This window comes from Pseudanabaena sp. FACHB-1998, assembly GCF_014696355.1.
Taxonomy (GTDB): Bacteria; Cyanobacteriota; Cyanobacteriia; order Pseudanabaenales; family Pseudanabaenaceae; genus Pseudanabaena.
Genome location: NZ_JACJQA010000036.1, coordinates 35,370 through 52,114, shown reverse-complemented (window position 1 = coordinate 52,114; position 16,745 = coordinate 35,370). Strand labels below are relative to the sequence as shown.

Genomic DNA, 16,745 nt, shown 5'->3' with positions numbered 1-16,745 from the left:
AACTTTGACAATGTGAAGAGGTTATTTGAGTTAGTCACTCATCTTCAAGTCTTTTGCTTTGAGAAGATTTTTAAGTATGGCTTTTTTCCACAACTCATTTAGGATTGCTATATCAGCTATCAAAAAGTTATGATTTGATTAAAATCACCCTAGAAAATACCTTGTCCTAATATATGGCGAAATCTTTTGTCAATCAAAATTTAAGCGATCGCTCTTTTCGTGGACAAGACTTGACGGATGCAGATTTTACAGGCGCAAATCTACGCGGTTGTGATTTTCGAGATGCAATTCTTGAGGGGGCAAATTTTACAGCAGTGATTACTGGAAAAAGTCGAAAGCAGCTAGTGAATTTGACCATAATTGTAGTTTTTATTGTGGGCTTAGTTACAGTAGCATTTGCTTTTGTAGTTTTAGGTATTATTGCATTTATGGCTGGGGATACAAGTACATTTGTTTTTGTTTTTCCCTCTGCGATTGTAATAGCGATTGTTTCCATTTTAGCATCTATGATTACGCAGGAAGTTGCGCTTTCATCTGTGGTGGTGGGAACATTTGTATTTGCAGTTATTGCTATCATTACGATTATATATCAGACTTTTCTGAGAGGTGATATAGCATCTGTTATAGGGTGGAGCTTTATTTGCTATATTTTGCTGCTATATAGTTTTTCAGTAATCTCTTCTATGGTTAACAGCATTAGTGAGGACATTGGAACACACTTTGAAGGTGCGAATTTAACCCGTACAAAGTTTGTTTATTCCAAACTCCGTGAAACTAGTTTTTTTAATGCAATTTGTGATTATGTGGATTGGCAAGGTTCTGAACTTCACCACTGTGATTTTTCTACTTCTATAACTAATGGAGTTGTGAACTTTTATGCCAATAGGAAGTTGGGTCGTAATAAAGACTTTAAAAATATTAATTTTGAACGAGGGTGTTTAGTGGGAGCAGATCTAGTTGATGCTAACTTATACAATGCAAACCTAAATAATACTGATCTACGCTATGCAACGTTAATTAACACTAATCTCAGCAAGGTAAAAGCTTTGGGCGCAGATTTTTCAGGAGCCAACCTTACTGGAGCTTGTATTGAAAATTGGGGAATTAATGCGGACACCAATTTTGACAGAGTAACTTGCGATTATATCTTCCTCAAAATGAAGTCTGATGAAAACATTTGGGAACAAGATTTAAAGCAAGAAGTTACCATGGCATGGGGGGATCGCAAGCCTCCAAGTGGTTTTTTTCAAGAAGGAGATTTTGCTAAGCTAATTCGGCAATACTTAGACACTTTAGATTTACTCTTTCGGGATGGTGACGATCCAAAAGCGTTCACATTTGCTCTACAGAAACTACTAAGTGAATATGAGGATGCTCAAATCCAGTTTGGATCGCTACAAAATTTAGGTGATGGTGATATTGTTCTCCGTCTAGTAGTTGGTGGGCAGCAGGTTCCAAAATCTAGACTTTATTCTTTCTTTACACAGACAAAAAAACTAGCTCAATCATTTTTTTCAAAAGGAGAGAATCAAAATTTCAAACAACTGGAAAGTGAAATCAAACGACTCAAACAAACTCTATCAGATAAAGATCGCCAAATATCTACCCTAGAAGTCAGTAGAGCAAACACAAAAAAAACTTCATCTCAAGATGCTAAGGTAGGAAATAATTTCAGTTTGATTAGCGTAATTGTGCAGGATTCTATGTTTGGAAATAAAAAGACTGATATTAATGCAGGTGGAGATGTATCTGGTGTAGCAGTTGGCAATATTTCAGGGGTAGCAGGCAAAGATCAAAAAGGAATTGCTGGGCGTGATATTAATGGACAAGTGACAGTCACCATTCAGCAACTACATAACAGTGATGCTCCTGAAGCACCTCAACTTGTCGAACTCCTCACCCAGTTACAAACCACGATCGCCAAATCACCCGATTTATCAGATAAAGATAAACAGAAAGCCTTGAAATATCTAGATAACATCGGCGAAATTGCCAACAAGAAAGATGGCGATCTCCACAGAATTGATGAACTGATTGATAACATTCTTGGCGTTGTCAGCAAAGCGGCTAAATTACTTACACCTGTTCAGGCGATCGCTGATAGTTTGAGAAAGCTACTACAGTTATAAGCCATGAAACAATTCAAACAACTAACCTGTATCATTGAACGTGAAGGAGAAGGCTATGTATCTCTTTGTCCACAGATAGATATTGCTAGTCAAGGCGACTCAGTAGAAGAAGCCAGAAAGAACCTGATTGAAGCGATCAAATTGTTTTTTGAAATGGCAAGTCCGCAAGAAATTCTAGCAAGAATGTATTCAGAAATTTATGTGACACATATCGAGGTAGCCATTGGGTAAACTACGAGTTCTTTCTGCAAAAGTAGTCTGTCAAATTTTATCTGAGCATGGCTTTACACAAGTAAGTTGCGATCGCCTCAACAAAAAACATAAAATCCAACTAAAAACTATGACACAGCTATTAACAGAAGCAATAAGAATCGCTAACACCCTGTCAGAAGAAGATCAAAATGCAGACAACAACGAATCTGCACTAGCCCAACGCACCATTGCTAAAAATGGACTCAAACCAATGTTTATTAAAAAAGTCGTTGTTAGCGAAAGCCAAAATCTACTAGATAAAAATTTCGGGTGATACCTGAAACCTTTTCGATAAAGACTTTAGCTGTTTTACACTCAGATCCTGTTGACCATTGATTATTGCCGAAATCATTTCTGGCGTACCAACCTCTGGCAAATCTGCTAACCCTAATTGATGTTCTTCCATCAGAAACTGCATCATCTCAACTCCATTACTATCAGGTATTGAATAATGCTTTTCCTCGTATGTATGAAGCACAATCCCCAAAGTATCTAATAGTTCGTAAAGAGGACTTTGCTCATCTGTACCTACTTCATCAATCAACCCATTTAATCTCTCAATAGCGCGATCGTAATCACTTTCATTACGAATTGAAAAAAGTGGACGAATAACTCCCCAAGACATCCGCACATCTTCTGTTAATAAGCTCATTTTTTCCATTCTCCTTTGTTATATTCTCGATGAGTTAATACATATCGAACATAAATTTTGTCACGATTAAAATGAACTGATGCTATTAAGCGGTACTTATTGCCACCAATATTAAAAACCGTTAAGTCACCTACTTGATCCACGCTAGGAAAAACAGAACGTAAACTTGCAAAATTGCTAAAACTCTGTCTATCCACAATCTTAAACCATCTGGTCAATGGGATCTGGCTATCAGGATGATTCTCCCAGAACTGGCGCAAAATTTTTTTGCTAATAACGTGCATATTCCTGCAACTGAAGTAACCGCATAAATTTGTAAACCTTAAATTTGCACTCTTGAATTTGCACTAATGAGTTAAGAGTGCAAATTTGTAAAAACTATAGCCTAAAAATTTGCCACCAAACCGACTTTTATAATTAGCAATCCCAGACACCGCTTGGAATACATTCTTTCGGCGTGAATTCGCTAAACTAGCTATAGCAGAATATCAACTGAAGCTGATTATTTTTGATGTATCAGAGGAGGTGTTTGGGTATTCACATTTTATTTAGATATTAACTGTGCTGACGACTGCTATAAAATATAACCATGCAAGTTCGTCAGACTGTCACCTATAGCAGCTTAGATTCTAAATCTCTGCACGATTGGATTGTTAAAGCGATCGCTAAAGCGCAGATCACAGGGTCACCGATTTTATTTAGTTACTCTCAAAATTGGGAGTGCCATAATCCTTTGTTGTTGTTGGCGAGTAAGGCGGATGCTCAGCAACCAACATTTTATTGGGAACAACCAAATGAAGATTTAGTTTTGGCGGCGGCGGGTTCGGTTGCCGAAATATCAGTCCCCAATGATGACTCAAGCGATCGCTTTGCCTGTGCAAAAAAGTTTATTAAGGGACATTTAGCCAATGCGGTTACCGCGCATAGTCATGACTGCACTGGCTCAGCTTCGGCGACTTCGATCCATATATTTGGGGCTTTTTCCTTTTATCGCAACGGCAGTAATGACAATAACAATGGTAAGGATTGGCTAGAAATTTCGCCGCCTCATGACTATCAGCCTGTGATTGAGTTTCCCACTTTGCTATTTTTTATCCCCCGTTGGATGGTGCGGCATGACTCACAGCAAAGTCAGCAAGTTTGTACTTTAACCCTTAACCATTACATTCAACCTTGGGACAATGCTGACGAAGTGCGAGGGTGCATCGAGGCTGTGCGATCGCATTTGCTTGAAAGTACGCATTACGAAGCGCCCACAGTCCATGAGGTGAGCAAAATTGTCGAGGTGCAGGGGCAGCAAATCTGGACGGAGATTGTCGAACGCGCCTTGACACTCATTCATCAGGGGCATTTTGAAAAAGTTGTATTGGCTAGGGCGATCGATGTGCTTGCTGATCGCAATTTCGATCCTTTTCAGGTTTTACACGTCTTGCGGTGTGAATATCCTGAATGCATTTCTTTTTTGCTGGATTGTGGGGTGGGAAAGACTTTTTTGGGGGCAACGCCAGAGGTGGTCTTACAATTTCAAGCTCAGCGAGATCACCTATGGCTACGCAGTGATGCGGTTGCTGGCTCGATTGGGCGTGGTAAATCGGTGCAGGAGGATCAGATCTTAGGCGATCGCTTGCTCAATAGTGAAAAAGATATGCGTGAGCATCAAATTGTCATTCGTTCGATTTGCGATCGCTTGCAGAGTATGGGCGCGGTTCTCGATCCCCAAGTAACCACAAGTTTACTCAAATTATCCAATGTGCAGCATTTACACACACCGATTACGGCTCAGATTAATGATCCTAATTGGTTGATAGCTCTCGATATTTTGCAGCAATTACACCCCACGGCGGCGGTGGGCGGCGAACCGAGAGATCGGGCGGTCTGCTTTATGCAGCAATGGGAAGCCTGCGATCGGGGTTGGTATGCTGCGCCGATTGGGTGGCTGAATGGCAAGGGGGAAGGTACTTTTGCCGTTGGCATTAGGGCGGGATATATTCAAGGCGATCGGGCGAGAATTTTTGCTGGGGCGGGGATTGTGGCAAATTCACAAGTCGAAAATGAGCAAAGTGAAACCACGATTAAATTTGCAGCTTTGCTAAAGGCTTTAGGCGCGATATAGAGCCATAGGAAAATTTTGAAAGGTTTTGCTTCGCAAAACCTTTCAAAATTTTCTTGTTTTGGATTTGGCGCGAAGCATCACGGTATTTATTAAAAAACTTGCAAACTTGACAAAGTCTGGTAATGTTTGTCTAGTAAAAAACACCTCGGTATTGTGGGTGAGGTTATCCGTGAGTGATTTAAAACGCGAAGCAGCACTACGAGAAGTTTTAGTTAAGGTCGAAACTGTGAATGATGACGATGAACTTGAGGCTCTTTTGCGCGGAGGTGTGCTAGCTGATGAAGACCAAATCTCCGAAATAGCTAATATTCTTGAAAATATAGATAATCTGGATGCTTTTTCCGATGAATGGTCGTTAGATGCTCCTGCTAATAATATTCAGAACCCAGATATAACGGCAGTTATCGCCGATCGCGATCGCCTCCAACAGGAATTAGAAGCCCTGCGATCGCAACACCAATTTGAGTGTGAATATGTCGATCAGCTCGAACAGGAAATTATTGGCGTTACCACCGATCGCGATCGGCAAGTTGCAGAACTGCATACACAATTAGAGGACTTAAAAAGTCAAATTACAGCATTAAAGGCGAATCCTGTAGTCGATGAGAGTGTGTTAAGCGATCGCCTTGCAATCCATGTGTTGCAACTAGAAGAAGAATTTCAGCATCGTCTTGCCACAGCTCTAGAAATTGAAACTGAGAAAGTTAGCCAAAGATATCCGCAAGAAGTCAGTCAAAAATCGGAACTAATTGAGCAATTGCAATATCAAAACAAAGCTCTAGAGATTTCGCAACAAACCATCACCGAAGAACTAGAATCCACCCAAATCTTGCTCAAGGAATCCACAAAAACCCTTGAAATCGCCCAAACAAAGCTCACCGAAGTGACAGCCCAAAGGGATCAATTTGAGGAAGAATTAATTCAACATCTTTCTAATCAAGCGAAATTGCACCAATCTTTGCGTGGTTTAGAAAATGAATATGTGAGTGACCTCTCGAAAGTGCAAGAGTTAGAACAGCAAATAGAAGAGTTACAAAAACAGGTATTGCAACAGGCTTCTAGGACGGCGGAATATGAAGCAGCAATTCAGCATTGGAAGGAGCAGTCCGTCCGTCATCAGCACCATGCTTTACAGCTTAGTGGCGCATTAGATCGATTGCTAGAAGAGCGTCCCGTCAAGCATTTAACGCAAGTTTCACCCCAAGCCGAAGTTGGAGATTTCCATCCCCATCCTAGATTTGAGCCTGATCATGTTTCTAGCCCATCGGAGCGAGAGAATATGCGAGAAACCATGACGCGATCGCCTCGCCCCACATCTAAGGTTGATCTACCATCTTTCCTTGTCAGACATCGCTGATGCTGAATCCTTAATGCGGATCGTCAATACATTAAAACCAGCGACTTAATAACTGTCTTTCTGGCTCAAAATAGAGTTGTGGCACGATATGCCACAACTCTATTTTGAGCCAGAAATCTGCAATTTACTCATGGATAACTTCGATAGCAATCTTGCTTTTTTAGACAAACTCCCAATCGTGGAAACCTTCCATTCAGTGCAGGGGGAAGGCACATGGATGGGAGCTAATGCATTTTTTATCCGCTTAGCGGGTTGCGATGTTGGTTGCTCTTGGTGCGACACCAAAATATCTTGGAATATTAAACGCCATCCTTCCATAGCGATCGCCGATCTCGTCCAACAAGCGATCACCGCCAATCCTGCGATCGTGGTAATTACAGGCGGCGAACCTTTAATGCATAATTTAACGGAGTTAACGAAGCAGTTAAAAGAGAAAGGAATGCGCGTGCATCTGGAAACATCAGGTTCCCATTCTTTTAGTGGTCACTTTGATTGGGTAACTTTCTCTCCCAAGCAGTTCAAACATCCCCATAACAGCATTTATGGCGAAGCGAATGAATTGAAAGTAGTCGTCAAGGAGCATTCAGATTTGGCTTGGGCAGAAGCACAAGCCGCCAAGGTCGCATCAACGGTAATCAAATATTTACAACCAGAATGGGAAACACCTAGTAGTAAGCACTTAGTCATGCAATATGTATTAGAGCATTCCGATTGGCGGGTGAGCCTCCAAACTCATAAATTATTAGGGGTAAGATAACTCCCAAGGCAGGTTTTAAGAGTGTTGCAACCCAACACTTTTAAAACCTGCCTTGAAATTCGATTGATTGCAAATCGCTGCAAAATAAGGAAATGATAGCAATGGTAAATGTTGATATTACTAAAAAAGCCGTAATTTTATTGTCAGGTGGTCTAGACTCAGCAACAGCAGCAGCACAGGCGATCGCCGATGGCTATGAGGCGATCGCCCTATCGTTTCGCTATGGTCAGCGTCATGAACGCGAATTATTAGCGGCGCGACAGGTTGCCGCCGCCTTAAATATTAGCGAACATTTTATAGTTGATGTAAATCTTGCTCAGTGGGGCGGTTCCGCTTTGACCGATGAGAATATTGCTGTACCGACAGAAGGTGTCAAGTCGGGAGAAATTCCGATTACCTATGTTCCCGGACGCAATACGGTATTTATTGCGATCGCCCTATCTTTAGCGGAATCCAAAGGAGCCGAAGCAATTTATTTGGGAATTAATGCGGTGGACTATTCGGGTTATCCCGATTGCCGTCCTGATTATTTAGAAGCTTTCCAAAAGTTGGCGGCGCTCTCGTCTAGGGTGGGCGTGGAGGGCAATGCACCTAAGTTAGTTGCGCCTCTAGTGATGGATTCTAAAACGGATATTGTGTTGCGAGCCAGAAGGTTAGGCGTACCAATTGATCTAACTTGGTCTTGTTATCAAGGCGGCGAAATTCCTTGTGGTGTATGTGATTCCTGCCGCATTCGCGATAAAGCAATTCTAGAAGCAGATGAACTAAAGGTCACTTAGTGACCTTTAGTTCATCTGTAGTCACTTGCATTAAAAATTAAAATTTCAGAAGCGAGTTGTGGCACGAAGCGCCGCAACTCGCTTCTGGTTTGGTGTCTTAACAAGAATGGCAACAGCTATAGAATAAGAATTAGAAAAGCGTTGCTTCGCAACGCTTTTCTAATTCTTATTTGAAAGGATAGAGTAAATGTTGCCAGTAGGTCTGAGGAATCACCTCATCGACTCCGTAGGTTTGGGGCATTTTATTTTTGGGGAGGTAGTAAGTACCAAACATTAAATCGATAATCGGAAAGCCCGAAAAATTTTTATCGCGGGCTTCGCGATCGTTGCTGTGATGCCAATGGTGGAATTCTGGGGTCGCAATGATGCGATTGAGGTAAGGAAATTGAAATCTAGTATTTGAGTGATTGAGAATTGGCAAAACTGCGCCAAAGATTAGATAAGCTCCAAAGGTTTCTCTAGTGAATCCCAATAGAAATAAGGGAACACCTACAGCAAGATTCACAACAATCATTTCTACGGGATGGAGTCTGGCGGAGGCTAACCAGTCTAGCTCGGCACTACTGTGATGGATGGCATGAAAGCGCCATAGCCAAGAGTTTTGATGGGCTAAACGATGGACGAAATAGAAGGATAACTGGGCTATAAAAAATGCTTCCGCAAATTGCAAGAAAATTGGCTGACTTCGGACGGCTGTTTGCAATGCAGGCGAAATTGCGCCCTTAAAGAAAATATAGAGAATCACAGCAATTAGATATGTCCCCACATTAATCAAAATATGATTAAAGAAAAAATGGGCTACATCCGTTAGCCAACCTTGCCGAAAGTGCTTCTGCTCTTTTCGGAGCGGAAATAACCATTCGAGAATGCCAAATATGAACCAAAGAGATAAGAAGGCGATCGCAAATTTCATAGGGCTAGCTCTTGCTAAGCGCGATAAATATATTCTAGGGCTTATCTCAATTCACAAAAGCATAACCATACTATAGACATTGAAACTCAAGGATTATAGGTGCGGCGATTCGTGTGCCTCACCTATCAAAGCGATCGCCTGTTGCCAACTACTGCCTGTGGGTAGCCAATGAATCGGGAGATTGCCATTGCCAGAGCCGCGAAACCATGTGCGCTGACGCTTGGCAAATTGACAGGTATGGGTAATGGTGAGTAATTTGGCGGTCTCTAGGTCGGTTTTAGTGGCTAAATAGTCCGACATTTCCCCATAGCCCAAAGTTTTTAAAAGCGGTAGATCCCCACCATAGTGTTGTTGGAGAACGCGAATTTCCTCTAACCAACCACGCTCGATCATCTGCTCAGTGCGATCGCTGACCAATTGACGATAGGTATCAAGATCGGCACATTCTAAGCCAATTTGGATAATGGGATAACTGGGCGGCTGCTCGTATTGCTGCGCCGACAGAGGCTGACCCGTTACATAAAACACTTCAAGCGATCGTAAGGTTCGTACCTGATCATTGGCATGAATTTTGGTAGCCCCAAGGGGATCGACCTGTTGTAATACTTGGTAGCAGTAGTTTTGACCTAGTTCCTCAAGTTGCGATCGCAGTTCTGGTTGTGGCGACACTCGCGGAATCTTTAGCCCTGAAGCGATCGCCTTGATATATAGCCCCGACCCTCCTACAAGAATTGGGGTGATACCCTCCGCATGAAACTTAGCTATTAAATTTTGGGCTTGGTCTTGATAGTCCGCCAGCGTCAAAGTTGCGTCAGGCTCAACGATGTCAATTAAATAATGCGGTACGCCTTGCTGTTCCTCAAGAGTGGGCTTGGCTGTACCAATATCTAAGTAACGATAAACTTGGCGCGAATCAGCGCTCAAAATAGGTGCGTTGAGTTGTTTTGCCAGAGCGATCGCCAAACTTGTTTTGCCTGTAGCTGTTGCCCCCAAAATTACAATTAAACCAACGGATTTGTTTGTGGAGATGTGAGCAGAATTCATGAATCGTCTCAGAGTAAATTAATGGAACAAACTAATTTTAGAAAGGTATTTATACTTAGTTAATTGGCAAAGAAAAACATCCAAGAATCCAACAAATTAAATAGCATAAACCAAAATTAGATTTGAGTATAAAAGCTTTCCTATTGCTACTTTAGAGTTTGAGTTAACCTAATTAAATCAAGCATTGTATATGTATTTGTATGAATTTGTCACTTTGCTAAACATCTATAGATAGTAATATTAAACAATTTGCAATTTTTTGATATTTTAATAAGCCATTTCTGTATAAATAGATCGATTAAAACTTATTAGATATCTTCTATAAAGCCACTATATTTTAGTAATAAATAATACAAAAGCATGAGGACACAAATAGAAATTAAAGCAATAATTAAGTCATAGCATTCCTCGAAGAGAGGAGGGCATCATGAAAACTAAATTAATCGCGATCGCCGCAGTTGTCTGTACTATTTGGTGGGCTATGCCTGCTGAAGCTTACGATCCAAGTCAATTGCAACAACTACTCCAAACTAAGCAATGTGGAGGTTGTGACTTAACTAACGCAAACCTTGCGGGGGCTAATCTCAGTCAATCTCATTTAATCGGGGCTTCTCTAATGGGTGCAAATTTGCGGGGTGCAAATCTTAGCAAAGCTAATCTTGAAGGAGCGGATCTAACGGGGGCAAAATTGGAAAATGCTAATCTTTCCAATGCTTTTGTCACTAACGCGATTCTCAATGACACTAATTTGCAGGGGACTAATTTTACTAATGCGTCATTGACTCATGCCAATCTACGCAGAGCTAATATTAACAATACTGTTTTTAAAAATGCCCAAATATTTGGGGCAGATTTCTCTGGCACAAGTTACAACTTAGCTACCGCCAATTAGTTATAGCTGGGCATAATTAAAAACCCAGCCCCAAAGCCTATGGCGCACGCGCAGCGTGCGCCATAGGCTTTGGAGTTTTATATTTAATTTCGCCTAGTTACTTAGCTGTAGGCACTTGCCAAACCCAAGAAGCAAGTGGCGGCGAGATGCGCCGCCACTTGCTTCTTGGGTTTTGACTTAATTACCTAGCTGGCGGCTAAAGTCTCTAGGACTGAGACGTAATGGATTTTGGGTATCCCAAATCCCTAGCTCTTGTAGCCTTGCTTTCGATTGAGCGCGACTGATCCTTGCGTCATATTTCACATTGGGGGCATAGGAATCAGCGATCGCCAAACCTTCGGAGACTAAATACTGATTAACTAATAAATTATCTTTCCAAACATAGGCAAGCAAGCGATCGGATTTATCTTTCTGCTCAATATCAAACTCTAAAATCACCTTCTGCTCTTTAACCAAATCCGATAGACGCTGACGAGCGCGATCGCCCCAAGGTGACTGTTCTTTGAGAGGAGCGCTAATTCCTAGCAAGCGCACACGCTGCACAGTCGTGTTGGGGTTATTGACAATTGAGGCTTCGACGGTTTGACCACTAATGACACGATTCACAATCCACAGCTCGCCATTGACTTTATCGTTGGGTTGCAGAAAAGCGATCGCCATATTGGCGATCGTTAAAAAGGCAATTAGCAACACCACCAAAATCACAAAACGATTGGAAGATTTGGTGGATGATTGTCTCACCCTATTCATGATCTTAGTCATGATCTAGGGGTATACCAAACTGGAACCAGCGTCGCCTTTGTTTAGCAAAGAAATTGCCAAATTGTAAGCGATAGACTTCATCTTCGTCTTGAGTTTCTAAGTCTAAGTCAGACAAGGCATAGCTCGAACAAATCAGCGCATAACCCTCATCCTGTAAGGTTTTGGATAAACCAATTACCTCATGCTGGTCGATTTGTCCCGACTTAACGCGCATGGCGCAAGCCGTACAAGCCCCATTGAGACAGGAAAAAGGCAAATTAATTCCCTGATCTTCTAGGCAATCAAGGATATAGCGATCGCTATCAATATCAGCTTCGTAAACTTTATCTTGTTGGCGATCGTGGATGCGAACGTGATAGGACATAGGTCAAAAAATCTAAACGCGAGTGGGAATCATGCCTGTTTGACGGGCATAGTCAAATAAGCCGCCCGCATCAATCACAGGACGCACATCACCGAGAGACTTAAGGTTAAAGGTTTTACCAGTCGTCTCATTAATAATTAGATTATTGTCAAAATCGATGGTGGCTTCTTCCCCAGTTTTAAAATGATCTACTAAGCGATCAATCGATTCCCAAGGATATAACTCGCCTGTAGCAGTGCAATTGCGGAAGAAGATCCGCGCATAGGACTGAGCAACTACCGACTCTAACCCTGCTGCCCCAAGGGCGATCGGTGCATGTTCACGGGATGAGCCACAACCAAAGTTTTCTCCCGCCACGATGATCGAATACACCGTTTTCATTTCACCTTCGGGAATAAAGCGATCGTAGCGATCGGGCAAACCGATTAATGCATAACTCCCCAATTTCTCGTACTCATCGGGCTTTGATGGCACAAGTGTAAGATACTCCGCAGGAATAATCTGGTCAGTATCAATATTGTCATCCAAGACAAATACTTTGCCTTTAATCGTCTTACTCATAATTTTTGCTACTCAATAATCTCATGACTAATTTGCTGTAGGTTGATCCTACTTAAATCAATCGAAATAAAACAAGGTTACAACCTTACGCTGTTCTTCAGCGTCACGGCAAGTTTGCAGCAAAGTTTCACTGCCATGAAACGCAAAACAAATTAGTTGCTGGCATTTAGAAATGATTTCTTGGTTACAGAGGCTACTCGCCTCGGCTAAAGACAAACTATCATTCTCGCTATGCTCAATTAAATGAATCACATTTTCTAGCTGCTCACGAGATTCATAGGGTTGTCTTTCGAGACTTTGGGGCAGAATTACGGTCAATAGGTTGGGATCAGCCCTTAGTGCGCCGCGAATTGCCGCAAAATTTGTGCCTGTTGCACCAGAGGTAATAATGGTATTGCCTGATAGTGCCAAGGCATAACTTAGCAACTCGATCAGCAGTTGGTGGGTAAGTGGCACATGGCGGGAGCCTAAAAACGCAATCCGCTTCGAGCCTTGCTGCTGGATTGTCGCAAGTTCCTGCAAAAAGTCGTCTAGCTTAGGTAGATTAATTGACTGAGTCAAACAAATCCCTCTCGTTTATTACTTGAACGAATACTTACACAATATCACTTAGCCCCTAGCGAAGCAAACTAACTATTTCTGTTTATATTTGTAGCCACTTAAGTCAGGAAATAACAACGTAAACAGAGTTAGGACGCAAAACGCTCTAACTCTGTTTACGTTGGATATCAAGTAGCTAAACCCAAAAAAGCTGTGTGCGCGTGCGCCACAGCTTTATTTTTTTAATCCCAGAATTAGTGACGATTCGCGCCACTACTCCCTTCCCACTCAAGAAATAGCTATGCGCGGCTTCGCCGCGCATAGCTATTTCTTGGTTTCATATGCATATTTCTTCGGTGGGAAGGGAGTAGATGGTAGTCATAGATAGAAATCTTGAAAATTTCTATGTTTTAACTGGAAAAACTCGTTACAATCAAAGGAAACATCTAAAACCTACAAAAAAAATAGAAGATATTATGCCGATAACAAGGGCTAGATATTTACGATATCTGCACAACAATTTATCTCCAAAGTCTCGTCTTCCACCTGCGCGTCGTCATCGTCGCTTTCATAAAAGATCTCATAACTTAGGATCGGGGTTTACTTTGCTTGAGCTTTTAGTTGCCTTAGCTTTTGTGGGAATATTAACCGCGATCGCCTCGCCTTCGTGGTTGGGATTTTCGAGTAATCAAAGCCTGAACTCTGCACAAACGATCGCGCTTAGTTCTCTCCGCTTAGCACAAAGTAAGTCCAAACAAGAACAGCTAAATTGGCAAGTTAGCTTTAGGAATACAGTTAATCGCGCTCAGTATGCTGTTCATAAGACTCCTACCTTTAATACTACGGCAGCTTATTGGGATGGCTTACCTTGGGAAAGTTTTGATATAGGTGTCAGAATTGTTGAAGATATAGAGTCGCAACCAAGGACAACTTTTACTAAACTTTCGGCTGTTCCTGAGCCAGATGTTTATCGGGTCAAGTTTGATGCTAAGGGGAATGTTGACGGGTTAGGGGAGCTAGGGCGAATTACTTTTTCTTCTAAAGTAGGCGATCGCCGAAAATGTGTGATTATTTCGACAGTTTTGGGGGTAATGCGATCGGCAGTAAGTTCATCCTGTAATCAGACTTAAAAAAGGCGGGGGACAGATTTCTCTAATAATTAGGGGTGAGCGGCAAAGCCGCCCACCCCTAATTATTAAAAGGCAAGAGAAACTTTTTGTGATGTAGTGAATTGACCGTGCTAACCTTGTAGCAAAATTTTCATTCTGGCGCTCTCTTAACATCCAATGGAAATCATCTCCTTAGATGCTAAATCATCTTCTATAGACTCCGATCCAGACTTAGGCGAAGCATCCAGCGCTAACGTAGGTTTACCCATTCGCCCATTGGTAGATATTGAAGAAAATCAGCAGATACAAGAGCAGAGCCAAGCTCAAATCCAAGAGCGTCAAGATAGCCAAATTAAGGTTTTGTCCGCTAGATTGCCCGACCACTTGCCAGAGAGCTTGTCTGGATTAAAGCTTTCGCATACGAAACAAAAGGGGGATTGTTTATATTTATATAGTAAGGATGGGGATGTAAATTGCGCGACTCAGATTTTAGAGGCGATCGCCCCTAGCACACAGGATTTGGAAAGTTCAGTGCTATTTGCCGAAGGCATCCGTCGGTTGAAATTGCATGGTAGTCTATGGGCGTTAGGTGTGGAATTACCGATCGCACAGTCCGCTTTAGTAGCTACGGAAATCATCGCTACTTTGCTGACTAACTTTCATCAAGAATCTAAGTTTGCTCAAACCAAACTGAAATTATTACTGCAAAACAACTGCCTCAATCTACTCTGTGAGTCAGAAACTCCGATCTTGCAAGCGGAAATGGCTTTACCGATGCTCGATACCTTGCGGAATGTGCGATCGGCAGAATATTTTCAATCGGTCACAGTCTCTAATCGTGTAGTTGGACAAAAGAAGCCCAATTGGTCGTTTGAAATTGACCTATTAGCGATCGGTTTACCTGCTACAAATCAAGAGGTTGTTGAGCCTGAAACTTTTACCGATCCAAGCCTTGATGTGGACTATGAGGAAGAGTCGGAGGCAAAGCCTTGGCTCAGGCTATCGGACTACATTGATCCGCGCCTATTAGGTTTTGTTAAAGGGCTGATTCAGTTGAAATGGTTGGGACAAAGTGCGCCTGCTACTTTTTCCCTACCAGCATGTGCTGCGAGCTTGGCGATCGGGATTGGCGTAAGCATATGGCTCGATCGCAATCTTAATCAATTTGCTCAACCTAATGAACCCAATAAATTGGTAGTTGCCGATCCTAAAATTAATGTGCAAGATGTAGCGACGGATAAAAACGCTCCCAATAAACCTGCCCTTAACTTTAATATTGCGTTGTTTAACGAAAAATTAGCGTTAATTGATTGGCAAATTACCAACAGAAAGCGATCGCCCGATGTATTAGTAGTGGGTAGCTCCAGAGCTTTGCGCGGGATAGAGCCGCGCACCCTCGAAAATGCTCTGATTAGCAAGGGTTACAAAGGTATTGGTGTATTTAACCTTGGCATTGATGGCGCAACCGCTAAAGTGGTGAACATTCAACTCACCCAAATTTTGTCCCGTCCCCAACTGCCTCGCATGATTATTTGGGCGGATGGACTGAGAGCTTTTAATAGCAATCGTAGTGACATTACCTATGACGAAATCACAGCCTCCTCTGGCTATAAACAGGTACAGGAAAATCTCAAAAATAATGGGCTTAACCCCGAACCAATTCCATCTAATATTGCCGTCAACAACTCATCACCGACCCCAATTGTCCAAGCTTTAAATGGACTGTTTGCTACGGCCTCTAAACGGCAAGAGGTCAGAACTTCCGTAGTAAAAAGCTACGATCGCGCCACAACGGTGCTGAGCAATAGTCAAGCGCTTATTGCATCGACGATGCCCAATACGGTTACGTCCATTGATTCTAAAGGCTTTGTTGCCTTTGATGTCACCTTTGACCCCAACACCTATTTCTTAAAATATCCGCAAGTACCGGGGGACTACGATCTTGATTATCGTAATTTTGAAACCACTGGCGCACAGTTTGATGCTTTTGCCAATGTCGTAGACTTTTGCCGCCGTAATAATGTCGAGCTTTTGGTGGTCAATATGCCTTTACATGCCACCTACCTCGATCCTATTCGGACTCGTTACGAAGGAACATTTAATCAGCGAATGGAAGAACTTGCCCTCAGAGAAGGGTTTACCTATCTCAATCTGTCCCAAGTTTTGCAAACCCAAGCAGAGTTGTTTTCTGACCCTAGCCACTTAAATCATCAAGGGGCGATCGCCATGTCAAAACTGCTTGCTCAAAATCCCAAAATCCGTTGGCAAATTCTCAAGTAATGCTTCAAGAAATTTAAAAGTGCTACTTCGCAGCACTTTTAAAGTGCTACTTCGCAGCACTTTTAAATTTCTTGAAGCGATAGCGGCGCAAAGCGCCACTATCACTCTTTTAATTTTTTGTACAAACTATGAAACAGTTGTGGTATTTTTGCCCCATGTAGCTATATAAACAGCTATGATCGCCCTAAGTAGCTCAGCGATCGAGTAGAACCGAATAGCTTATTGACACATTTCTTTACGA

Annotated in this window: 18 protein-coding genes; 10 read left to right on the top strand and 8 right to left on the bottom strand. The window is 42.1% G+C overall.

The features are described 5' to 3' along the window. Nucleotides 1-173 precede the first annotated feature (173 nt). The 3 genes from H6F42_RS15665 to H6F42_RS15655 all read left to right on the top strand — a co-directional run bounded on the left by H6F42_RS15665 (nt 174) and on the right by H6F42_RS15655 (nt 2,655). Nucleotides 174-2,129: a pentapeptide repeat-containing protein gene (locus H6F42_RS15665; protein WP_190400307.1), complete on the top strand. Its 1,956-nt coding sequence runs from the start codon at nt 174-176 to the stop codon at nt 2,127-2,129. 3 nt (nt 2,130-2,132) lie between these two features. After that, complete coding sequence (locus tag H6F42_RS15660) at nt 2,133-2,360, top strand: type II toxin-antitoxin system HicB family antitoxin (RefSeq protein ID WP_190400306.1); 228 nt, start codon at nt 2,133-2,135, stop codon at nt 2,358-2,360. 109 nt (nt 2,361-2,469) lie between these two features. Continuing rightward, on the top strand, nt 2,470-2,655 hold the full coding sequence (locus H6F42_RS15655; RefSeq protein WP_190400305.1) for a hypothetical protein: 186 nt from the start codon (nt 2,470-2,472) through the stop codon (nt 2,653-2,655). Here H6F42_RS15655 and H6F42_RS15650 read toward each other — a convergent pair. Next, nucleotides 2,635-3,033, bottom strand: coding sequence for a transcriptional regulator (locus H6F42_RS15650; protein WP_199289063.1), 399 nt, complete (start codon nt 3,031-3,033; stop codon nt 2,635-2,637). The genes H6F42_RS15655 and H6F42_RS15650 overlap by 21 nt on opposite strands. Further along, the gene (locus tag H6F42_RS15645) at nt 3,030-3,317 is read right to left on the bottom strand and encodes a type II toxin-antitoxin system HigB family toxin (protein ID WP_190400303.1); all 288 of its coding nucleotides are present in this window, start codon (nt 3,315-3,317) and stop codon (nt 3,030-3,032) included. Before H6F42_RS15645 ends, H6F42_RS15650 begins: the two co-directional genes overlap by 4 nt. A gap of 305 nt (nt 3,318-3,622) precedes the next feature. On the opposite strand from H6F42_RS15645, the gene H6F42_RS15635 reads away from it, so the two are divergent. From H6F42_RS15635 to queC, 4 genes are all read left to right on the top strand, one after another. Beyond that, the gene (locus H6F42_RS15635) at nt 3,623-5,146 is read left to right on the top strand and encodes an isochorismate synthase (protein ID WP_190400302.1); all 1,524 of its coding nucleotides are present in this window, start codon (nt 3,623-3,625) and stop codon (nt 5,144-5,146) included. Nucleotides 5,147-5,315: 169 nt separating this feature from the next. After that, complete coding sequence (locus H6F42_RS15630; protein WP_190400301.1) at nt 5,316-6,503, top strand: hypothetical protein; 1,188 nt, start codon at nt 5,316-5,318, stop codon at nt 6,501-6,503. Nucleotides 6,504-6,633: 130 nt separating this feature from the next. After that, nucleotides 6,634-7,260 (top strand): 7-carboxy-7-deazaguanine synthase QueE, encoded by a 627-nt coding sequence (locus H6F42_RS15625; RefSeq protein WP_190400311.1) that lies wholly within the window; start codon nt 6,634-6,636, stop codon nt 7,258-7,260. Between the two features lie 101 nt (nt 7,261-7,361). Next, entirely contained in the window at nt 7,362-8,039 is a 678-nt protein-coding gene (gene queC, locus H6F42_RS15620) for a 7-cyano-7-deazaguanine synthase QueC (RefSeq protein ID WP_190400300.1), read from the top strand. Nucleotides 8,040-8,205: 166 nt separating this feature from the next. Here queC and H6F42_RS15615 read toward each other — a convergent pair whose 3' ends face one another. Continuing rightward, complete coding sequence (locus H6F42_RS15615) at nt 8,206-8,952, bottom strand: sterol desaturase family protein (RefSeq protein ID WP_190400299.1); 747 nt, start codon at nt 8,950-8,952, stop codon at nt 8,206-8,208. A gap of 93 nt (nt 8,953-9,045) precedes the next feature. Continuing rightward, a complete protein-coding gene (gene miaA / locus H6F42_RS15610) occupies nt 9,046-9,996 on the bottom strand; it encodes a tRNA (adenosine(37)-N6)-dimethylallyltransferase MiaA (RefSeq protein ID WP_190400298.1) in 951 nt (316 codons plus the stop codon). 427 nt (nt 9,997-10,423) lie between these two features. On the opposite strand from miaA, the gene H6F42_RS15605 reads away from it, so the two are divergent. Next, nucleotides 10,424-10,888, top strand: coding sequence for a pentapeptide repeat-containing protein (locus H6F42_RS15605; protein WP_190400297.1), 465 nt, complete (start codon nt 10,424-10,426; stop codon nt 10,886-10,888). A 177-nt stretch (nt 10,889-11,065) separates the two neighbouring features. On the opposite strand, the gene H6F42_RS15600 is transcribed toward H6F42_RS15605, so the two are convergent. The 4 genes from H6F42_RS15600 to H6F42_RS15585 are packed head-to-tail and all read right to left on the bottom strand — an operon-like array spanning nt 11,066 to nt 13,136. Next, a complete protein-coding gene (locus tag H6F42_RS15600) occupies nt 11,066-11,650 on the bottom strand; it encodes a thermonuclease family protein (protein WP_242018472.1) in 585 nt (194 codons plus the stop codon). After that, complete coding sequence (locus H6F42_RS15595; RefSeq protein WP_190400296.1) at nt 11,643-12,014, bottom strand: 2Fe-2S iron-sulfur cluster-binding protein; 372 nt, start codon at nt 12,012-12,014, stop codon at nt 11,643-11,645. Before H6F42_RS15595 ends, H6F42_RS15600 begins: the two co-directional genes overlap by 8 nt. A 12-nt stretch (nt 12,015-12,026) precedes the next feature. After that, nucleotides 12,027-12,575, bottom strand: coding sequence for a 3-isopropylmalate dehydratase (locus tag H6F42_RS15590; RefSeq protein WP_190400295.1), 549 nt, complete (start codon nt 12,573-12,575; stop codon nt 12,027-12,029). Between the two features lie 57 nt (nt 12,576-12,632). Further along, on the bottom strand, nt 12,633-13,136 hold the full coding sequence (locus H6F42_RS15585) for a DNA recombination-mediator protein A (protein WP_190400294.1): 504 nt from the start codon (nt 13,134-13,136) through the stop codon (nt 12,633-12,635). Nucleotides 13,137-13,591: 455 nt separating this feature from the next. Between H6F42_RS15585 and H6F42_RS15580 the strand changes: the two genes are divergently transcribed. Together H6F42_RS15580 and H6F42_RS15575 are read left to right on the top strand one after the other, a co-directional pair. Continuing rightward, complete coding sequence (locus H6F42_RS15580; protein ID WP_190400293.1) at nt 13,592-14,245, top strand: type II secretion system protein; 654 nt, start codon at nt 13,592-13,594, stop codon at nt 14,243-14,245. A 156-nt stretch (nt 14,246-14,401) separates the two neighbouring features. Continuing rightward, on the top strand, nt 14,402-16,504 hold the full coding sequence (locus H6F42_RS15575) for a D-alanyl-lipoteichoic acid biosynthesis protein DltD (RefSeq protein WP_190400292.1): 2,103 nt from the start codon (nt 14,402-14,404) through the stop codon (nt 16,502-16,504). Nucleotides 16,505-16,745: the final 241 nt, after the last annotated feature.